The organism is Sphingomonas sp. SAFR-052 (assembly GCF_051965015.1).
GTDB lineage: Bacteria > Pseudomonadota > Alphaproteobacteria > Sphingomonadales > Sphingomonadaceae > Sphingomonas.
Window position 1 is genome coordinate 460914 of record NZ_JBQCMO010000001.1, and the last position, 19449, is coordinate 480362.

General features: G+C 65.3%; 14 protein-coding genes. 8 read left to right on the forward strand and 6 right to left on the reverse strand.

The features are described 5' to 3' along the window. The first annotated feature begins 163 nt into the window (after positions 1 to 163). Positions 164 to 2005: a translational GTPase TypA gene (gene typA, locus ACTHQV_RS02175; RefSeq protein ID WP_440488140.1), complete on the forward strand. Its 1842-nt coding sequence runs from the start codon at positions 164 to 166 to the stop codon at positions 2003 to 2005. Between the two features lie 186 nt (positions 2006 to 2191). On the opposite strand, the gene ACTHQV_RS02180 is transcribed toward typA, so the two are convergent. The 3 genes from ACTHQV_RS02180 to ACTHQV_RS02190 form a co-directional block, all read right to left on the reverse strand. Continuing rightward, the gene (locus ACTHQV_RS02180) at positions 2192 to 2689 is read right to left on the reverse strand and encodes a TlpA family protein disulfide reductase (protein WP_440488141.1); all 498 of its coding nucleotides are present in this window, start codon (positions 2687 to 2689) and stop codon (positions 2192 to 2194) included. A gap of 49 nt (positions 2690 to 2738) precedes the next feature. Further along, on the reverse strand, positions 2739 to 3920 hold the full coding sequence (gene chrA / locus ACTHQV_RS02185) for a chromate efflux transporter (protein ID WP_440488142.1): 1182 nt from the start codon (positions 3918 to 3920) through the stop codon (positions 2739 to 2741). 136 nt (positions 3921 to 4056) lie between these two features. Next, a complete protein-coding gene (locus ACTHQV_RS02190; RefSeq protein ID WP_440488143.1) occupies positions 4057 to 5079 on the reverse strand; it encodes an endo-1,4-beta-xylanase in 1023 nt (340 codons plus the stop codon). A 360-nt stretch (positions 5080 to 5439) separates the two neighbouring features. On the opposite strand from ACTHQV_RS02190, the gene polA reads away from it, so the two are divergent. The 3 genes from polA to ACTHQV_RS02205 all read left to right on the forward strand — a co-directional run bounded on the left by polA (position 5440) and on the right by ACTHQV_RS02205 (position 10499). After that, the gene (polA, locus tag ACTHQV_RS02195; RefSeq protein ID WP_440488144.1) at positions 5440 to 8199 is read left to right on the forward strand and encodes a DNA polymerase I; all 2760 of its coding nucleotides are present in this window, start codon (positions 5440 to 5442) and stop codon (positions 8197 to 8199) included. Then, positions 8199 to 8849 (forward strand): hypothetical protein, encoded by a 651-nt coding sequence (locus ACTHQV_RS02200; protein WP_440488145.1) that lies wholly within the window; start codon positions 8199 to 8201, stop codon positions 8847 to 8849. The genes polA and ACTHQV_RS02200 overlap by 1 nt, the downstream gene beginning before the upstream one ends. 123 nt (positions 8850 to 8972) lie before the next feature. Continuing rightward, complete coding sequence (locus tag ACTHQV_RS02205) at positions 8973 to 10499, forward strand: lipopolysaccharide biosynthesis protein (protein ID WP_440488146.1); 1527 nt, start codon at positions 8973 to 8975, stop codon at positions 10497 to 10499. A gap of 181 nt (positions 10500 to 10680) precedes the next feature. On the opposite strand, the gene ACTHQV_RS02210 is transcribed toward ACTHQV_RS02205, so the two are convergent. The 3 genes from ACTHQV_RS02210 to ACTHQV_RS02220 form a co-directional block, all read right to left on the reverse strand. Continuing rightward, entirely contained in the window at positions 10681 to 12132 is a 1452-nt protein-coding gene (locus ACTHQV_RS02210; protein WP_440488147.1) for an AMP nucleosidase, read from the reverse strand. 73 nt (positions 12133 to 12205) lie between these two features. Continuing rightward, the gene (locus ACTHQV_RS02215) at positions 12206 to 12562 is read right to left on the reverse strand and encodes a hypothetical protein (RefSeq protein ID WP_440488148.1); all 357 of its coding nucleotides are present in this window, start codon (positions 12560 to 12562) and stop codon (positions 12206 to 12208) included. 100 nt (positions 12563 to 12662) lie between these two features. After that, positions 12663 to 13145 carry a peroxiredoxin gene (locus tag ACTHQV_RS02220; RefSeq protein ID WP_440488149.1) on the reverse strand — a complete coding sequence of 161 codons (483 nt, stop codon included), beginning with the start codon at positions 13143 to 13145 and terminating at the stop codon, positions 12663 to 12665. 115 nt (positions 13146 to 13260) lie between these two features. Here ACTHQV_RS02220 and ACTHQV_RS02225 point away from each other — a divergent pair, with 115 nt between their 5' ends. The 4 genes from ACTHQV_RS02225 to ACTHQV_RS02240 all read left to right on the forward strand — a co-directional run bounded on the left by ACTHQV_RS02225 (position 13261) and on the right by ACTHQV_RS02240 (position 19416). Beyond that, on the forward strand, positions 13261 to 13821 hold the full coding sequence (locus ACTHQV_RS02225; protein ID WP_440488150.1) for a YqgE/AlgH family protein: 561 nt from the start codon (positions 13261 to 13263) through the stop codon (positions 13819 to 13821). A 38-nt stretch (positions 13822 to 13859) separates the two neighbouring features. Next, the gene (locus ACTHQV_RS02230; protein ID WP_440488151.1) at positions 13860 to 14687 is read left to right on the forward strand and encodes a sterol desaturase family protein; all 828 of its coding nucleotides are present in this window, start codon (positions 13860 to 13862) and stop codon (positions 14685 to 14687) included. A 98-nt stretch (positions 14688 to 14785) separates the two neighbouring features. Further along, positions 14786 to 16207, forward strand: coding sequence for an adenosylhomocysteinase (gene ahcY / locus ACTHQV_RS02235; RefSeq protein WP_440488152.1), 1422 nt, complete (start codon positions 14786 to 14788; stop codon positions 16205 to 16207). A gap of 209 nt (positions 16208 to 16416) precedes the next feature. Then, complete coding sequence (locus ACTHQV_RS02240; protein WP_440488153.1) at positions 16417 to 19416, forward strand: TonB-dependent receptor domain-containing protein; 3000 nt, start codon at positions 16417 to 16419, stop codon at positions 19414 to 19416. Positions 19417 to 19449: the final 33 nt, after the last annotated feature.

Consider the following 19449-nt stretch of genomic DNA (forward strand, 5'->3'; position numbering starts at 1 on the left):
ATGCGAACGCGGTATCGTTCAACTGTGCTATTTAGATAATACACTTTGCGGATGCAAGACGGCGGGGCGTTCGCCGCAGCGCAGCAAGGAGGGGACTTTCGGTTTCGCAGGAAATACGCTAAGCGCGCGGCCAATTGCACTCCCGCATGATCCAGGAAATACCATGAGCCTTCGCAACGTGGCGATCATCGCCCACGTCGATCACGGCAAAACCACGCTCGTCGATCAGTTGTTCCGTCAGTCCGGCACGTTCCGCGACAACCAACGCGTCGAGGAACGCGCGATGGATTCGAACGACCTCGAAAAGGAGCGCGGGATCACGATTCTCGCCAAGCCGACCTCGGTCGAATGGGTTCCGCCGGCCGGTGGCGAACCGGTGCGCATCAACATCGTCGACACCCCCGGCCACGCCGATTTCGGCGGCGAAGTCGAACGCATCCTGTCGATGGTCGACGGCGTCGTCCTGCTGGTCGATTCGTCGGAAGGCGCTATGCCGCAGACGAAGTTCGTGACCGGCAAGGCGTTGGCGCTGGGCCTGAAGCCGATCGTCGTGGTCAACAAGGTCGACCGCAGCGACGCGCGCATCCAGGAAGTGCTCGACGAAGTGTTCGACCTGTTCGTGTCGCTGGACGCGAACGACGAACAGCTCGACTTCCCGGTGCTCTATGCATCGGGCCGCAACGGCTATGCCTCGACCGACATGGACGCGCGCGAAGGCACGCTACAGCCGATGTTCGAGACGATCGTCTCGCACGTCCCGCCGCCCTCGCTCGACGAAGAGGCACCGTTCACCTTCCTGGTGACGCTGCTCGACCGCGACAACTTCCTCGGCCGCATCCTGACCGGGCGCGTCAATTCGGGCACGGTGAAGCTGAACCAGCCGATCCACGCGCTCGACAATGACGGCAACGTGATCGAAACCGGCCGCGCGTCGAAGATCATGTCGTTCCGCGGTCTCGAGCGCGTGCCGGTCGAGGAAGCGAAGGCGGGCGACATCATCAGCCTTGCCGGCCTGACCGTCGCCACCGTCGCCAACACCATCTGCGATCCGCAGGTCACCGAGCCGCTGCACGCGCAGCCGATCGATCCGCCGACGCTGTCGATGCGCTTTGCCGTCAACGATTCGCCGATGGCGGGGCGTGAGGGCAGCAAGGTGACGTCGCGGATGATCCGCGACCGCCTGTTCCGCGAAGCCGAATCGAACGTCGCCGTGAAGGTGACCGAAGCGTCGGATCGCGACAGCTATGAAGTCGCCGGCCGCGGCGAGTTGCAGCTGGGCGTGCTGATCGAGACCATGCGCCGCGAAGGGTTCGAACTGGGCATCTCGCGTCCGCGCGTGCTGTTCGGCGAGGACGAGAATGGCGGCAAGACCGAGCCGTACGAAACCGTCGTGATCGACGTGGACGAGGAATTTTCGGGTACGGTCGTCGACAAGATGAACCAGCGCAAGGCCGAGATGACCGACATGCGTCCGTCGGGCGGTGGCAAGACGCGCATCACCTTCTCGGCACCGTCGCGTGGCCTAATCGGCTATCACGGCGAATTCCTGTCGGACACGCGCGGCACCGGGATCATGAACCGGCTGTTCGAGAAGTATGGCCCGCACAAGGGCCAGATCGAAGGTCGCAAGAACGGGGTGCTGATCTCGAACGGCGCCGGCGAAGCGCAGGGCTATGCACTGGGTCCGCTCGAAGAGCGCGGCATCCTGTTCGTCGGGCACGGCGAAGCGCTGTACGAAGGCATGATCATCGGCGAGAACGCCAAGACGGATGACCTCGAGGTCAATCCGATGAAGGCGAAGCAGCTGACCAACTTCCGCGCCTCGGGCGGCAAGGACGACGCGATCCGCCTGACCCCGCCGAAGAAGATGACGCTGGAACAGGCGATCGCCTATATCGACGACGATGAAATGGTCGAGGTGACGCCGAAGAACATCCGTCTGCGCAAGCGGCATCTGGACCCGCATGAGCGGAAGAAGGCATCGCGCGCGAAGGCGGCAGCCTGAGCGAGCGAGCCGGGCAGGCGGACCGGGCAAAGGCGTAGCGCCAGCTGCGCCGAGCCGCACTAGGTCCGCCCGGCCGGCCTTGCTACAAGCAAGGACCGACGACGTGGCTTCGCCACGTCGGGCCAAGAAACAAAACGGCCCCGGAAGCGATTCCGGGGCCGTTTCCTATGCACCGCTACCCGGGCCTCAATCGACCGGAGCCGGTTCCTTCAGCAACGGAATGATCTCGCGGTTCAGATCGTCCAAATCCAGTGCGCCGGCCTTTGCGTAGCGGACGACGCCACGACGATCGATGATGTAGTTGGTCGGAACGGCGGTCGGGCTGCCGGACATGCCCTTGACGCGCTTGGCAGGCGTGATGGCCAGCGTCGCGAACAGGTTCTTCATCTTGTGGATCGGCACCGATCCTTCGGTCGTGATCGCGAACACCTGCATCCGGTGTTTGCGCACCTGCCGGTAATAGCCGTCGAGCAACGGCAGCTCGACCCGGCACGGCACGCACCATGTCGCCCAGAAATTGATGATGACGACCTCGCCGCGATGTTCGGCCAGCGTCGTCTTCGTCCCATCGACCAGCGTCAGTTCGATGGGCGGCGCGGGCTGGCCGACCTTCAGTTCCTTGGCAGTGGCTGGTGTCGCCGCGAGCATCGCGCAGACGAGCGGCAGCAGCATGTTCAGACGCATGAAAAATTCCCCCGCCGGCAATCTTTTGCGGCGGACGAACCGCGTCAAGCTACAGCAGCAGCCATCCGGCCAACGCGCCGACCGCGACGATCAGCGGCGTCACCCAGCCGCCCTTCAACCGCCACGCCATCGCCAGCGCGACCGCGAACAGGCCGATCGCCACCGCGACCGCATCGACCCGCGCTCCGGTCGCGATCACCAGTTGCACGAAGGTCGCGGCGATGATCCCAACCACGGCCGCCGCAACCCCGGTCAGCGCGTGGCGCAGCGACGGCGCGTCGACGATCCCCTCCAGCCGTTCGAAGAAGATCAGCGAGAAGGCGAAGGCGGGCAGGAACATGCCGAGCGTGATCGCCAGCGCGCCCGCCAGCCCGCCGGCGACATAGCCGACAAAGGTCGCGAAGATCACCAGCGGCGCAGGGATCACGTTGGCAAAGGCGACCCCGTCGAGGAACGCGGCATCGCCGATCCAGCCGCGCCCGACGGTATCGGCGCGGACATAGGGGATGGCGGTATAGGCCCCGCCGAAGGTCAGCAGCCCGCCCTTCAGCCCGGCGACGAACAGCGCAAAGATCGTCAGCGGCTGCGCGACCGATCCGGCCGGGGCGGGGGCGGCAAGCTGCATCGCGCCGATCGCCGCGACGACTCCGGCCACGCCGATGGCCGCGGCCAGTGCAGGGCGGGCCATCGCCGCATAGACCGCGCCGCCGACCAGCAACGGTATCCAGAACGGCACCCCGATCAGCGTCGCGACGGCTGCCGCAACGGCGATCATGGCGAGCAGCCGGTCCTCGATCACATGTTGCCCGATCCGCGTTACGGCGCGCAGGATCACCGCCAGGATCGCGACCTGAATGCCGAGCAGCACGCCGGTCACGCCGACGCTGCCCTGCACGACGGTGACGTACAGCCAGCCGACCAGCAGCATCAGGCAGAAACCGGGGAGCATGAAGCCGAGCCCGGCGAGGAGCCCGCCGATCCGCCCGCGCGCCAGTACGCCGAAATGGACGCACAGTTCGTGTGCCTCGGGTCCGGGCAGGACCTGTAATACCGCGAGCAGGCGGTTGAACCGCCCCTTGTCGATCCAGCGCTCCTCCTCGACCAGCGCCTGCCGCAGCATCGCGATCTGCGCGACCGGCCCGCCAAAGGCGAGGCAGCCGAAGCGCAGGAATTTGAGGAACAGCGCGAACAGGCCGATGGTCGGGAGACGGGACGGGGCAGCGACTTCCATAGACAAACGCTCCTAAGGCCGCGCGACGCGGCCGGTGGAGCGGAACTTGGACGGAAGCCGTCTGAACGGGCGTCCGCATCTGCCCGTTGGGGGCTTATTCTTCACAACCCTGCCCAACTGTCAATCGGTTGCCGCGTCATGCCCGCCGCGTGGTGGCGGTGAACGCATCGACGATCGCCCCCCGCATCGGCTTGGGACGGTAATCGGACGCATAGGGTAGGGGGCGCTTGGGCAGGCCGTCGCGGCGGATGCCGAACTCGCTCGATTGCAACCAGCTATATTTGTCGACCAGCCCCCAGGTCAGCACCTCGTTCATCTGCGGATAGCTCATCAGAAGGTCGAGATAGGCGCGGACCAGCAGCGCCGAATCCGCGTCGCGCTGCTCGATCGATCCTTCGCGCTGGGTATCGTTGACGTCGAGCTCGGTGACCTTCAGCTTATACCCCATCGCCACGACCTGATCGAGAAAGGGCTTCATATTGTTGACGTTATAGTCGGCGATGGAACGTGCGCTGTCGGGCGAATAGAAGCCGAGATGCGACTGGATACCGAGCGTGTCGACCGGCACGCCGCGATCCTTGAACCCCTTCAGCAGGTTCAGCACGCCCTGCCGATGGTTGGGCATGCCGGCGTCCATATAGTCGTTATAGACCAGTTCGGCGGTCGGCAGTTCCTGCCGTGCGGTGATGAAGGCGAGGTCGAGCAGCGACGTATCGTTGCCGACCGCGGTGGCGAGCGCATTGGTCCTGAGCGCGCCGGTGGCCGGTACGATCGCTTCGTTGATGACGTCCCAGCTGGTGATGCGGCCGGCAAAGCGGCGGGTCACGGTCTGCACATGCTCGCGGACCAGCCGGCTGGCCTCCGCCTTGGGATCGCTGCCGAAGTCATAGTTGCGCAGCCAGCCGGGGAAACGCTCCTGCAGATACCACAGCAGCGTGTGGCCTCGCACCGGGATACCCGCGCTCTGGGCGGAGGCGAGCATCGCATCGATGCGGGTGAAGTCGAACGTCGTCGCACTGGGACGAACGGCTTCCCACTTCAGCTCGTTCTCGGGGACCAGGATGTTGCAATCCTGACGAAGCAGCGCGGCATAGTCCGGGTTGGTGAAGGATGCCGCATCGGTTCCGGTGCTGAACGCGAAGGCCGATCCGAAGCGCATGTTGCGTGCCGCCGCGATGGTCGCGATGCCGGTCGTCGGACTAGGGCTGGCAGAGGGGGTGGGCGTAGGGGTGGGCGTAGGGGTAGGTGTCGGTGTCGGGGTGGGTGTCGGTGACGGCGCAGGGCTGACCGATCCGCCGGAACTGCTGGATCCGCCGCAAGCCGAAACCGCCGCGCCAAGGCCGAGTATCATTGCGTCACGTCGCGTGATCGTCGCCATCGTCATCCCCTCTCGATTGCCGGAATTTTTCCGGTCGAACATGATGGTAGCGCAAACATCGCCCTTCACAAGGGGGCAGGCGACGAGGGTTCCGCGCCGCTACCCCTCGCATGCGCGCACCGGCGCTGCTATCTCCGCGCCATGCCCCATCTCTATCTCGTCGACGGCTCCGGCTATATCTTTCGCGCCTATCACCGGCTGCCGCCGCTGACCAACCAGCATGGCGAGCCGGTCGGGGCAGTCTATGGCTATACGACGATGCTGTGGCGGCTGGCCGATGCGCTGCACAAGGCCGACGGGCCGACGCACATGGCGGTGATCCTCGACAAGTCGTCGAAGACGTTCCGCAACGACCTGTACGACCAGTATAAGGCGCACCGGCCGCCGCCGCCCGAGGATCTGGTCCCGCAATTCCCGATGATCCGCGACGCGACCCGTGCCTTCTCGATCCCGTGCATCGAGGAGGAGGGGCTGGAGGCCGACGATATCATCGCCTGCTATACGCAGGCGGCGCTGGCCCAGGGCTGGTCGGTGACGATCGTCAGTTCCGACAAGGACCTGATGCAGCTGATGACCGATCCGTCGGTCGACATGCTCGACACGATGAACAACCGTACGCTCGGCCCCGATCATGTGCGCGAGAAATTCGGAGTGGGGCCGGAGCAGCTGGGTGACGTGCTGGCGCTGATGGGCGACAGCGTCGACAATGTGCCGGGTGTGCCCGGCGTCGGGCCGAAGACCGCCGCGAAGCTGATCGCCGAGCATGGCGACCTCGAAGCGGTGCTCGCCGCCGCGCCCGAGATGAAGAAGGGCAAGCTACGCGACAATCTGATCGAACATGCCGACAATGCGCGGTTGTCGAAGGTGCTGGTGACGCTGAAATGCGATGGCGGGCTGCCCGAACCGCTCGATGCGCTGGCGATGCAGGGGATACCCGAGGCGCCGTTGCGCGCCTTTCTTGAGCATCATGGCTTCCGCACGTTGCTCACCAAGCTGTCGAGCGTTGCGGACGAACCGGTAGCACCCGCGGCGGCGCCGGGGGGCGAGGAGGATGAGCCGGCCTGCAACCATGACGGCTATGAGACGGTCGTGACGCAGGACGCGCTCGACCGCTGGGTACAGGTGGCGCGGCATCACGGCTGGGTCGCGATCGATACCGAGACGACGGGGCTGGACGCGACGCGCGCCGAACTGGTCGGGATCAGCATGGCGTTGCACCCGAACCTCGCCTGCTATGTGCCGATCGCGCATGGCGGGACCGACATGTTCGCCGAGCGTCCCGAGCAATTGTCGCGCGAGGCGGTGCTGGCGACGCTGAAACCGCTGTTCGAGGATCCCAGTGTCCTGAAGATCGGCCATAATCTGAAATACGACATGATCGTCCTGTCGCGCGCGGGGGTCGATGTTGCGCCCTATGACGACACGATCGTGATGAGCTTCGACCTCGACGCGGGCCTGCACGGGCATGGCATGGACGAGCTGGCGGCGACGCACCTCCAGCATAGCTGCATCGCGTACAAGGACGTGGTGGGGACGGGGAAGAAGCAGGTCGGTTTCGGCGAAATCGATCTGAAGACCGCGACCCGCTATGCCGCCGAGGATGCCGATGTGACGCTGCGGCTGTGGCGGCGGTTCAAGCCGCGCCTGCCGTACGAGCAGGCGACCAAGGTGTACGAGATGGTCGACCGGCCGCTGGTCCGCGTCATCGCCGATATGGAGACAGCGGGAATCAAGGTCGATGCGCAGGTATTGGCGCGGCTGTCCGACGATTTCTCGACGCGGATCGCCGCGCTCGAAGGCGAAATTCATGAACTGGCCGGCGTGAAATTCACCATCGGATCGCCGAAACAGCTGGGCGACGTGCTGTTCGTGACGCTGGGGATCAAGGGCGGACGCAAGGGCAAGTCGGGTGTCTATTCGACCGACGTCAACGAACTGGAGCGGATCGCCGCCGACACTGATTCGGGTGGGGCGGCGATCGCGGCGAAGGTGCTCGACTGGCGGCAGCTGACCAAGCTCAAGAACACCTATACCGATGCGTTGCAGGCGCAGATCAATCCGGCGACCGGGCGGGTGCATACGTCGTACAGCCTGACCGGTGCGCAGACCGGGCGGCTGTCGTCGACCGATCCAAATTTGCAGAACATCCCGATCCGCACCGAGGTCGGCCGGCAGATCCGCGATGCGTTCGTGGCGGAGCCGGGCAATGTCATCCTGGCGGCCGACTACTCGCAGATCGAATTGCGGCTGGCGGCGCATATCGCCGACGTGCCGCAGCTGCGCGACGCGTTCGAGCGCGGCGACGACATTCACAGCATCACCGCGCAGGAGCTGTTCGGCGAGGTCAACCGCGACACGCGCGGGCGGGCCAAGACGATCAACTTCGCGATCCTGTATGGCATCAGTCGCTGGGGGCTGGCCGGGCGGCTCGACGTGACCGCTGAGGAGGCGCAGGCGATGATCGATCGCTATTTCGACCGCTTCCCCGGCATCAACCGCTACATCGCCGAGACGACGCAGAGCGTGCGCACGACCGGCTTCACCACGACGCTGTTCGGCCGCAAGACTCATTTCCCGCGCATCAAGTCGAAAGTGCAGCACGAACGGCAGGGGGCGGAGCGCGCTGCGATCAACGCCCCGATCCAGGGGACCAGCGCCGACATCATTAAGCGGGCGATGGCGCGCATGGGTCCGGCGCTGGCCGAGGCGGGGCTGAGCGAGGTGCGGATGCTGTTGCAGGTGCACGACGAACTGGTGTTCGAACTGCCCGAGGGGCTGGTCGAGGCCGCGACGCCGGTGATCCGTCGGGTCATGGAAACGGCGGCCGAGCCGGTGGTGCAACTGTCGGTGCCGCTGGGCGTGGAGATCGGGACCGGGCCTAGCTGGGGCGCGGCGCATTGATGCTGGCGCTGGCATTGGTCCTGCAAACGGCGCCGACGGTAGCGGCGGTCGATCAAATGGTGCCAGCGGAAGCGGGGGCGGCGGTCTTGGCCGGCAAGACACACGAACCGATCGCGGCCGTCGTCAAGGTCGAACCGGGGCATATAGCACCACCGGGATTTGTCGACCGCGACCTGATCGAACAACCGGTGCGGAACGGTAGCGGTTGCGCCCGGCATCGGTGGCGGGCCAGTTTTCGTTCGCCGACGCTCGAGCGGCGAGGGCCGTTCGTCCTTGATACCGTCTACGCCATGACGGAGGTCGCGCTGACCGCGACGTCGGCATGCCCGACGACGGACTATGTTCATTTGAACCCCGGCATAGACCAGATGAGGGGGTTGGCGGCACTGGCTCAATTCGAACGCGTCCGAACCGGCCGCGTCCGGGTGGCGTTCGATTGCCGGGACGATACCGGCGATGCAGGGTTCTGTCGGTCGCGGGCGACCATCCTCCGGGAACTTGCCGGTCGCAGGGCATGGATCATGTCGCGAACGGGCGATGGGTTCGCCGTTTCGCTGCAAGGGCAGACGCCAGCCATCGTCATATTACAGGTCCATCCGCGGACGCCGGGTCGCGCCAGCGTGTCGAAAGCATTTCCGCCGCCGTTCTGACACGAAGCAACCGGTCCAACCGTTGCCCGCAAGCCGCACCCCGTCGCCAAAGCGCAACGGGGGGCTATGGGGAGCCGCCGCCCTCGCGTATGACGCGGCGATGATCCAGCCCCCGCGCGCCGCATGACCGACGCGCCGACCCAGCCCACCGACGACATCGCCGCACTTGCCAAGGGCGGGCGGACGAACGTGTTCGGGTTCGTCCTGCGGCTCGTCGCCCGACTGCCGTTCCTGTTCATCGCCGGGCGCATCTATGGTCCCGAGATCGTCGGGCGGTTCGCGCTGGCGGTGCTGGTGGTCGAACTGGCGGCGCTGATCGCGACATTGGGGTTGAAGCGGGGGCTGGCGCAGGCGCTGTCGTCGACCGACCGGCCGCATGCCCATGTCGTGTGGGACGCGCTGGCGGTCGCGTTCATCCTCTCGGTCGCGGCGAGTGCGGTGCTGTTCGTGTTTCCGCAGATCATGTACCCGAACAGCCAAGTGATCGGGTTCGAACGGCTGTTGCCGCTGATCGTCTTTGCGATCGCCTGGTCCGACGTCAGCCTGGCGGCGCTGGCCTATCGGCTAAACGTCAAGGCGGCGGTGACCGCGCGGGCGGTGATCGAGCCGTGGACGATCTCGATCGCGGCTTGGGCACTCAGCTATTATTCGACGCGCGACGGGCTCATCATGAGCTATGTGCTGTCGATGGCGGCGGCGCTGGCGGCGTCGATCGTGCCGTTCATTCGCAGCTATGGCCTGCCCTATGGTTGGTCGCCGCATCTGCGGCCGATGCTGGCGCTGGTGAAGCGCAACATGCCGCTGGCCGGAGCCGACGCGATCGAATGGGGCACGCGCAACGTCGATCGCTTCATCCTGGGCCTGTTGTTCGGACCGGCGATCGTCGGCATCTATTACATGGCGCAGCAGGTCGCGTCGCTGCCGCAGAAGCTGAAGACCAGCTTCGATCCGGTGCTGGGGCCGGTCATCACCCAGAGCCTGGCCGTCGGGGACAAGCCGGCGGTCGCGCGGCAGGTGCGCCAAGTCGGATTCTGGATCGTCACCGCGCAGGCGGCGCTGGCGCTGGCCGGCAGTATCCCGGCATCGGGGGTGATGGGCGTCGTCGGGCGCGAGTTCGTCAGCGGGGCGGGGGCGCTGTCGTTCCTGCTGATCGCCGAGGTGCTGGCGGCGAAGGGCGCGGTGTCGGAAGCGGCGCTGGTCTATATCGCGCGGCACCGCAACCTGATGATCTCGCTGGGGCTGCTGACGTTTCAGGTGGTGCTGAGCTTCGCGCTGGTCGCGTTGATGCGCGCGCTGGGCCTGCCGCAAAATTATGCCGCGGTGGGGCCGGCGATGGCGCTGTGTACGTCGGTCGGGCTGGGGTCGATCATCAAGTCGGGGCTGCTGTCGAAGCTGCTGGGCGTCAGCGTTCGCGATTTCCGGCCGGCGTTCATGTGGGCGGTGCTGGCGGCGACGGTGGCCGGGTCGCTCATCATGCGCCTGCCCAAACGCTATGAATGGGCGGAGCTGCTGTTCGGTATCCCGATCATGCTCGGCATCTATTTCGCGGTACTGTGGCGCTGGGCGTTCCGGCCCGAGGACAAGGCGCTGTTCCACAAAAGCGCGGCGGCGAGCGAGGCGCATATCCCGACGGATCGGTACAAGGTTTAGGGACGCGAGCTTCTTGGGGCTCGCTTGCCACCCCCCCGGCGTGGCCGAGACCTATCCGTACCCCTGCGAAGGCGGGGGGGGGCAGAACCAGATATTACAACGGCTTGCGCATCTGGCCCTGGGTCCCCGCCTTCGCGGGGACACGGTACCGTGGCGGTCCGCAGTAGTTCTGCCTTGGGTCTTACCGGAACGGCGGTTCGTTGAACGCCCGCAGCTTGCGGCTGTGGAGGCCGGCGCCTTCCAGCCGCAGCTGTTCGCACGCTTCGATGCCGATGCGCATATGTTCGTTGATCGCGCGTTCGTAGAAGCGGTTGGCTTGTCCCGGCAGTTTCAGTTCGCCGTGCAGCGGCTTGTCCGAGACGCACAGCAGCGTGCCATAGGGGACGCGGAAGCGATACCCTTGCGCCGCGATCGTCGCCGATTCCATGTCGATTCCGACCGCGCGCGACAGCGAGAAGCGCAACGCCGAGCGGCTGAAGCGCAATTCCCAGTTGCGGTCGTCGGTGGTGACGATGGTGCCGGTGCGCAGCCGTTTCTTCAGTTCGTCGCCCGACTGGCCCGACACGATCTCCGCCGCGCGGGCCATCGCCACCTGAACCTCGGCGATGGCGGGGACCGGGATTTCGGGCGGCAGCACGTCGTCGAGGACATGGTCGTCGCGCAGATAGGCGTGCGCCAGCACATAGTCGCCGATCCGCTGGCTGGGGCGCAGGCCGCCGCAGTGCCCGATCATCAGCCACGCCTCGGGCCGCATGACGGCGAGGTGGTCACAGATCGTCTTCGCATTGGAAGGGCCGACGCCGATATTGACCAGCGTGATGCCGGTGCCGTCCGCCGCAACGAGGTGATAGGCCGGCATCTGGTGCCGCCGCCACGCACTGTCGCTGACCATACGTTCGGCATCGTCCTCGGCAGTCGCGAGCACGCCACCTGCGCCCGACAGCGCGGTATAGCGGCTGGGCGTGCCGTCGGCGGCGGGCTTCAGCTGCTCGCCGGCCCAGCGGACGAATTCGTCGACATAGCGGTGATAGTTGGTGAACAGCACGTAGCGCTGAATATGTTCGGGCGGGGTGCCGGTGTAATGGCGCAGCCGGGCGAGCGAGAAATCGGTGCGCAAGCCGTCGAACAGCGCCAGCGGACGGCTATCGTCATGCGCGTTCCACAGGCCGTCGGCAATCTCGTCGCCGATATGCGCCAGTTCGGTCGCGGGGAAGAAGCGCGCCAGTTCGGATGCCGACACCGCGTCGAGGCTGAGCGCATGGCCGGCATCGAGCACATAGGGGAAGGGAATTTCCTGCCGCCCGGCAACTGCCTCGACCGTGACGTCATGATTGGCGATCAGCAGGTCGAGCTGTTCGGTCAGATAGGCGGCGAACATCGCCGGCTTGGTCACGCTGATCCGGTATTCGCCGGGCGTAGTCAGCCGGCCATAGGCGCGCGAGGGCATCGGCTTGTCGCTGCCGCCGCGATGGGTCAGGCGGATCTCGGGATAGGCGAACGAGCCGTCGACACGCGCCGAGGAAGGCGGGCGGGTGCCATCGGTCAGGTAACGGTCGAGCGCCGCACGCAGCCGCGCCACGGAAGCGGTGTAGAGCCGATCGAGTTCGGCGACGATATCGGAAGCCTGCGTCATCGACCGTGGCTAGGGCGATCCGACGCGGCAGGTCAAGACCCGGCGCACGGGCAGTGCGCCGGGTCGGAGACGATCAGGTCGCCGACGGGGTGACCTTCGGCACATCGCCCTTGGCGTCCGCCTCGCGCTTCTTCTCGATCAGCTTGGATGCGCCGAAGGCGGCACCGGCGATCGCGGCGGCGGCGCCGGCGACGATCGCGGCGGTGGCAGCGGGATGGGCCTTCACCGTCTCGGCAGTCGACTTGGCGGTTTCGGCGACGGCCTCGCGGGTCTTGCCGGCGGCATCGACCACCGCGTCACGCGATTTGGCGGCCGCGTCGCTCACGCTTTCCTTAGCCGACGCATAGGTGGCCGACGCCTTTTCGGCGAAGCTGCCCGATGCGTCGGCGGCGTCGTTCACGGCTTGCTTGGTGGTCGTCGTGCTGGTCATGACGGTTCCCTTTCGCGTTCGATATGGTTGCGTAACCAACGATCAACCCGGCAACGCCCGACCGGTTCCGACACGCCGATATGGAAACCGCCACCCTGCGTCAGATCGAGGCGAGCAGGTTTTCGGCCGAGCTGACCTTGAACTCGCCGGGGGCTTCGACGTGCAGCGCCTCGACCACGCCGTCATTGACCAGCATCGCGTAACGCTTCGACCGGATGCCCATGCCGTATGCCGAGCTGTCCATGTCCAGCCCGGTCGCCTTGGCGAAATCGGCATTGCCGTCGGCCAGCATCGTCACCTTGCCTTCCGCATTACCTGCCTTGGCCCAGGCGTCGAGCACGAAGGCGTCGTTGACGGCGGTGCAGGCGATCTCGTCGACGCCCTTGTCGTGGAACGCCTGCGCCTGTTCGATAAAGCCCGGCAGATGCTTGGCCGAGCAGGTCGGTGTGAAGGCGCCGGGGACCGAGAACAGCGCGACGCGGCGGCCGGCGAAGAAGTCCGTGGTCGACACCTGATCGGGGCCGTCGGGCGTGGCCTTGACCAGCTTGGCATCGGGCAGGCGGTCACCGATCTTGATCGTCATCATCGTCTCCGGGAAAAATTGGCACGCAACACTGCGCACGGGCGGAGCGTGGGAGCGGTCCCGATCGTTTTCAAGCATGGCGCCCGGAGCTTGGGACGATTAGCCTCGGACTACCATGGACCAGACCCGATTCCTGACCGGACAGATATTGCTGGCGATGCCCGGTATCGGCGACCGCCGGTTCGACCATGCCGCCATCGCGATGTGCAGCCACGACGCCGATGGCGCGATGGGGGTCGGCATCGGCGATACGATCGAGGGGCTGACGCTGCACACGTTGCTGGCGCAACTGGAAATCGAGCCGGGGGCAGCCCCCGACGTGCCGATCCATCAGGGCGGCCCGGTCGAGACGCGGCGCGGCTTCGTGCTGCACGATGCCGGCTGGGGCGGGCAGGACACGATCGACGTCGCCGGCAAATGGGCGCTGTCGGGATCGGTCGACGTGCTGCGCGCGATCGCCGCCGGCACCGGGCCGGAACGATTCCTGATCGCGCTCGGCTATGCCGGCTGGGAGGGTGGACAGCTCGACGCCGAGATGTCGCGCCATGGCTGGATGAACGTCGATGGCGATGCCGCGCTGCTGTTCGACGTACCGACCGCACAACGCTGGCGCACCGGGTTCGACCGGGCGGGGATCGATACGCGGTTGCTGTCGCCCGGCGCCGGCACCGCCTGACAAGGCTTTGTTAGGGGCGGGCGGTTAGGGGTTCGAGCATGTCGATCCTCTCCGCCCTGTGGGAAAGCATGAAGCCGACGCTGTGCGTCATGGGCTTCGGATTTTCGGTGATGACGGCGGTCGAGTTGCTGACTCCACGCGAGCGATCGTCGCTCAGCGGCCGGCTGCCGGGCCTGTTGTTCTGGGCGCTCTGGCTGGCGGTCAGCGGCATCGCCTACGCCGCCTTCCGCGTGCTGTGGACCGCGATCGGCATTCCGCCGCTGCTGACGCTGCCGACCGGGGCGGGGTGGGGCGGGCCGGTCGCGTGGGTCGTGGCACCGATCGTCGGGGCGGCGATCTACGACTTCTTCTTCTACTGGTGCCACCGTGCACAGCATCGCTGGCTGTGGCGCTATCATGCCGTGCATCATTCGATCCGCGAACTGTCTGCGGTCAATGCGTATCATCACCCGATCGAACCCTTTGTCCAGATCCTGCTGATCGCGATCCCGACCAGCCTGATCGCGTCCGAGGCGGGACCGGTGGTGCCGACGATGCTCGTACTGCTGCACCTGCAGGGCGCGTTCCTCCATTCGGCGAGCCACTGGCATCTGGGGCCATTGTCGCGGGTCGTCGTCGACAATCGCTTTCACCGCATCCATCATTCGGTCGAGCACAAGCATTTCGACCGCAATTTCGGTGCGTTCACGACCATCTGGGACCGGATGTTCGGCACGGCATGGTGGCCCGACCGCGACGAATGGCCGGCGACTGGCATCGCCGAGGTCGACCAGCCGCGCACGCTGCACCAGTGGATCACCTTGCCCGTCGCATATGACCGCGCCGTCGCCGAGCCGCCGCCCGCTACCGTCACGAAACAGATATAAAGAAATCTTTATATTCACATTTGCGTTTCGCCCGACGGCTGGGTAGAGGCGCAGTCATCCGCCACGGGCGCGCCCGCGGCACAGCTCCAGGAGTATCCATGGCTACCGCCCCCAATCTTGCCGGCGCCGACAAGCAGGCCGATTACGTCATTCGCGACATTGCCCTCGCCGATTTCGGTCGCAAGGAAATCGAGATCGCCGAAACCGAAATGCCGGGCCTGATGGCGCTGCGCGACGAATTCGGCGCGTCGCAGCCGCTGAAGGGTGCGCGGATCACCGGGTCGCTGCACATGACGATCCAGACCGCGGTGCTGATCGAGACGCTGGTGGCGCTCGGCGCCGATGTCCGCTGGGCGACCTGCAACATCTTCTCGACGCAGGACCATGCCGCCGCCGCGATCGCGGCCAAGGGCATTCCGGTGTTCGCGGTGAAGGGCGAGAGCCTCGCCGATTACTGGGACTATGTCGGCGACATCTTCAACTGGGGCGACCAGACCGCCAACATCATCCTCGACGATGGCGGCGACGCCACCATGTTTGCGCTGTGGGGCGCGAAGCTCGAAGCCGGCGCTTCGCTGGGCGAGCCGGAAAACGAAGAGGAAGTCGAGTTCCAGCGCGCATTGAAGGCGTTCATCGCCAAGCGTCCGGGCTACCTGACCGAGACGGTCAAGAACCTGAAGGGCGTGTCGGAAGAGACGACCACCGGCGTCCACCGCCTGTACGAGATCGCGAAGAAGGGTGAGCTGCCCTTCCCGGCGATCAACGTGAATGACTCGGTCACCAAGTCGAAGTTCGACAATCTCTATGGCTGCAAGGAATCGCTGGTCGACGCGATCCGTCGCGCCACCGACGTGATGTTGGCCGGCAAGGTCGCCTGCGTCGCGGGCTTCGGCGATGTCGGCAAGGGTTCGGCCCAGTCGCTCCGCAACGGCGGCGCGCGCGTCATGGTCACCGAAATCGACCCGATCTGCGCACTGCAGGCGGCGATGGAAGGGTTCGAGGTCGTGACGATGGACGAGGCGGTCGAACGCGCCGACATCTTCTGCACCGCGACCGGTAATGCCGACGTCATCACCGCCGAGCATATGGCGAAGATGAAGCCGATGAGCATCGTCTGCAACATCGGCCATTTCGACAGCGAGATCCAGATTGCGGCGCTGTCGAACTATGAATGGGACGAAGTGAAGCCGGGCACCGACCTGGTGAAGTTCCCCGACGGCAAGCAGATCATCGTGCTGGCCAAGGGCCGCCTGGTGAACCTCGGCTGCGCCACGGGCCACCCGTCGTTCGTGATGTCGTCGTCCTTCACCAATCAGGTGCTGGCGCAGATCGAACTGTGGACCAAGGGCGAGAACTACAAGAACGAAGTGTACGTTCTGCCCAAGCACCTCGACGAAAAGGTCGCGGCGCTGCACCTCGAAAAGCTGGGCGTGAAGCTCAGCAAGCTGACCGAGAAGCAGGCGAGCTATATCGGCGTGCCGGTCGAAGGGCCGTTCAAGCCGGATCATTATCGCTACTGATCCGATTGGATTGTTGGCGCGGAAGGGGCGGGCATCCAATTGGATGTCCGCCCTTTTTTGTTGCTGAGGTGTGGCGGCGTGTTGCTATCGTACAACACGCGGGCGCAAACAAGCGCTGCGTGGAGCCGGAAGCTTCCCAAACGGTTGATGCGGACAGGAAAAGCGTATCGGGAAAGAATACGCATGAACCGGTAAAAGGGGTCCGAACCATGATGCAACCGATATCGCGCTGGCGGCTTGGTGCCGCGCGCGGCGTATTCGCCATTACTGCCTTGCTCGCCGCGGCGTCGGCTTCGGCGCAGAACGCGGCCCCGGTCGCGAGCGACGAGCAAAGTACGGTCGATACCAGCGACGAAATCGTCGTCACCGGTTCGCGTATCGCCCGTCCCGAACTGGAAGTCGCCAACCCGATCGTATCGGTCAACGCCGCCGCGATTGAGGCGACCGGTCTCAACAACATTACCGACGTGCTGATCCGCAATCCTGCGCTGACCGGTTCGATCGGTGGTGCCAGGTCGGGTGGGTCCAGCCCGACCGAACTGAACGGCACGGGCGCCAATTTCCTCAACCTTCGCAATCTTGGCGTGGATCGTACGCTGGTCCTGGTAAACGGCCGTCGTCACGTGGCCGGGGTACCGAACACTGCGGCGGTCGATACCAACTCGATCCCGCAGGACCTGATCGAAAAGATCGACGTGCTGACCGGCGGCGCGTCCGCGATCTACGGTGCCGACGGCGTGTCGGGTGTCGTCAACTTCGTCCTGCGCCGCGATTTCGAAGGGATTTCGGCGCGCCTCCAGGGCGGGATTTCCGATGACGGGGATGCCGGTAACCAGCTCGCATCGATCGTCGCCGGCAAGAATTTCGCCAATGGTCGCGGCAATGTCACCGCAGCCTATGAATATAGCAATACCGAACGGTTGAGCAGCTTTTCGCGGCCGTTTTCGGGTGATCCCAGCCGCTATCGCGAACTGTGGCAGAACATCGGCGACTTCCGCCGCGGGGCCGACGGCAACCCGTTCGACGATCCCAACATTCTCGATCGGATCGTCTATACCAACCTTGGCTGGTCGGACAGCGCGCCGGACGGCGCGGTTGACCTGAACCTCGACGGCATTCCCGATTTCACCGGCAGCGGCCTCGTCTATGACGGCGGTACCTTCCTGCCCGGATCGGGCGGGCGGGCGCAGAACGGCTCGTCTAATACCCCCACCGCCGGATATTTTGGCGATCTGTATCCGGCGATCGAGCGCCATGCTGCCAACCTGCTGACCAGCTTCGAGTTCTCGGACAAGGTGCGCTTCTTTGCCGAAGGCAAGTTCGTGCGCACCCGCGCCTATTCCGTGGGGCAGCCAAGCTTCGACTTCTTCACCTATCTGAACGGCGACAACGCGTTCCTGGCCGATCGCTTCGGTGCGGGTGCGGCGCCGGACGGTGCCTATATCTCCCGCGACAATTTTGACTTCGGCATCCGCGGCGAGCGGGTGCGGCGCGATACGTGGCGGGGCGTCGTCGGTTTCGATGGCGAAATCGCCGAAAATACCCGTTACGAGATTTCCTATGTCTATGGCCGCACCAATGCGCGCTCGACGCAGACCGCGAACCTGATCGGCGACCGCTATTTCGCGGCGATCGACGCGGTCCGTGCGCCCGACGGTTCGATCGTCTGCCGCTCCACGCTCGACGCGACCGCGCTTGACCAGCCGGCGACGACCTTCACCCCAGGTGCCGGCAGTGCATGTCGTCCGCTCAACTTGCTCGGCAACGGTGTTGCTTCGCAGGCGGCGCTCGATTTCGTGCTGGCGAACAATGTCAATCGCGCGGCGGTTGACCAGCACGTGGTTTCGGGATCGATCTCGGGCGACAGCCGCGCCATCTTCGAACTGCCGGGCGGGCCGATCGGCTTCGCGTTCGGTGGCGAATATCGTCGTGAAGGCAGCCGGTCCGACCCCGATGCGCTGATCGTCAATGGCGAACTGCGCGATTTCGCGGCGCTGCCGCCGAGCGCCGGCAGCTTCGACGTCAAGGAAGTGTTCGGCGAGTTGAACGTGCCGCTGCTCGCGGACATGCCGTTCGCGGAGTTGCTGTCGTTCAGCGCGGCGGCGCGACTGTCGGATTATTCGACGGTTGGCACGACGCGCACATGGAAGTTCGACGGCATCTATGCGCCGATCCCCGACATCCGGTTCCGAGGTTCCTATTCGCAGGCAGTCCGGGCGCCGAACATCGGCGAATTGTTCCTGCCGACGACCGGTACGTTCGGGTTCGTCACCGATCCGTGTGACATCGCCAACCGGAACCAGGGGACGCAGTTCCGTGCCGCAAATTGCCAGACGCTGCTGAGCGGCCTTGGTCTGAGTGCTGCTCAGATCGCCAGCTTCAGCCCGTCGCAGGTTCCGTCCGCAACGACGTCGCGCCGGGGTACGCAGGGCGGCAACCGCAACCTGACCGAAGAAACCGCCACGACGTGGACCGCGGGCGTGGTGCTGCGGCCGCGCTTCATCCCCGGCCTGACGATCACGGCGGACTGGTATGACATTCGCATCAGCGATGCGATCAACACGCCGACCGCGACCGAACTGGCGCAGCTTTGCGTCGACCAGCCGACGATCGAAAACCCGTTCTGTGCGAACGTCTTCCGCTCGACCCAGACCGGTTATGTCCTGGGCGATGGCGACGATCCCGAGCGCCGCATCGGCTTTAACGTCACCCCGGCCAATGTCGCGGCGTTCCGGACGTCGGGTGCCGATTTCGGTATCAACTATACGTTCAAGCCTGGCAATCTGGGTCGCTTCGACATTAGCGTAAACGCGGGCTATCTCGACAATATCTCGTTCGTGCCGACCGTTGGGGCGGACGTCGATATCGACACGCTCGAAACCTATAATCCGCGCTGGCGCGGGTCGAGCAACGTCACCTGGACGATCGATGCCCTGTCGCTGAATTACGGCCTCGTCTATTTCAGCAAGACGCGGCGCTTCACGACCGAGGAACTGGCGAACAATCCGGACCTGTCCGATCCGCGCTATTTCTTCTTCCCCGAGCTGTTCCAGCACGACATTCGGGCCGAGGTCCGCGTGAACGACAGCTTCCGCTTCTATGGCGGCGTCAACAACCTGTTCGAACAGACCCCCAGCCTGGGCTCGCTGAACTACCCGATCTCGGGGGTAGGGCGCTTCATCTATGCGGGCGCCAGCTTCCGTATGTGATCGCATGTCGCCGATATTTCGGTTCGACGATTA

Excerpts from the sequence above, each read along its gene's own strand:
- ACTHQV_RS02220 (WP_440488149.1), bottom strand. The coding sequence starts at position 13,145 with ATGACGATCAAGATCGGTGACCGCCTGCCCGATGCCAAGCTGGTCAAG.
- ACTHQV_RS02225 (WP_440488150.1), top strand. The coding sequence starts at position 13,261 with ATGGACCAGACCCGATTCCTGACCGGACAGATATTGCTGGCGATGCCC.
- ACTHQV_RS02200 (WP_440488145.1), top strand. The coding sequence starts at position 8,199 with ATGCTGGCGCTGGCATTGGTCCTGCAAACGGCGCCGACGGTAGCGGCG.
- typA (WP_440488140.1), top strand. The coding sequence starts at position 164 with ATGAGCCTTCGCAACGTGGCGATCATCGCCCACGTCGATCACGGCAAA.
- ahcY (WP_440488152.1), top strand. The coding sequence starts at position 14,786 with ATGGCTACCGCCCCCAATCTTGCCGGCGCCGACAAGCAGGCCGATTAC.
- ACTHQV_RS02180 (WP_440488141.1), bottom strand. The coding sequence starts at position 2,689 with ATGCGTCTGAACATGCTGCTGCCGCTCGTCTGCGCGATGCTCGCGGCG.
- ACTHQV_RS02205 (WP_440488146.1), top strand. The coding sequence starts at position 8,973 with ATGACCGACGCGCCGACCCAGCCCACCGACGACATCGCCGCACTTGCC.
- ACTHQV_RS02215 (WP_440488148.1), bottom strand. The coding sequence starts at position 12,562 with ATGACCAGCACGACGACCACCAAGCAAGCCGTGAACGACGCCGCCGAC.
- chrA (WP_440488142.1), bottom strand. The coding sequence starts at position 3,920 with ATGGAAGTCGCTGCCCCGTCCCGTCTCCCGACCATCGGCCTGTTCGCG.
- polA (WP_440488144.1), top strand. The coding sequence starts at position 5,440 with ATGCCCCATCTCTATCTCGTCGACGGCTCCGGCTATATCTTTCGCGCC.
- ACTHQV_RS02210 (WP_440488147.1), bottom strand. The coding sequence starts at position 12,132 with ATGACGCAGGCTTCCGATATCGTCGCCGAACTCGATCGGCTCTACACC.
- ACTHQV_RS02240 (WP_440488153.1), top strand. The coding sequence starts at position 16,417 with ATGATGCAACCGATATCGCGCTGGCGGCTTGGTGCCGCGCGCGGCGTA.
- ACTHQV_RS02230 (WP_440488151.1), top strand. The coding sequence starts at position 13,860 with ATGTCGATCCTCTCCGCCCTGTGGGAAAGCATGAAGCCGACGCTGTGC.
- ACTHQV_RS02190 (WP_440488143.1), bottom strand. The coding sequence starts at position 5,079 with ATGCGCTTCGGATCGGCCTTCGCGTTCAGCACCGGAACCGATGCGGCA.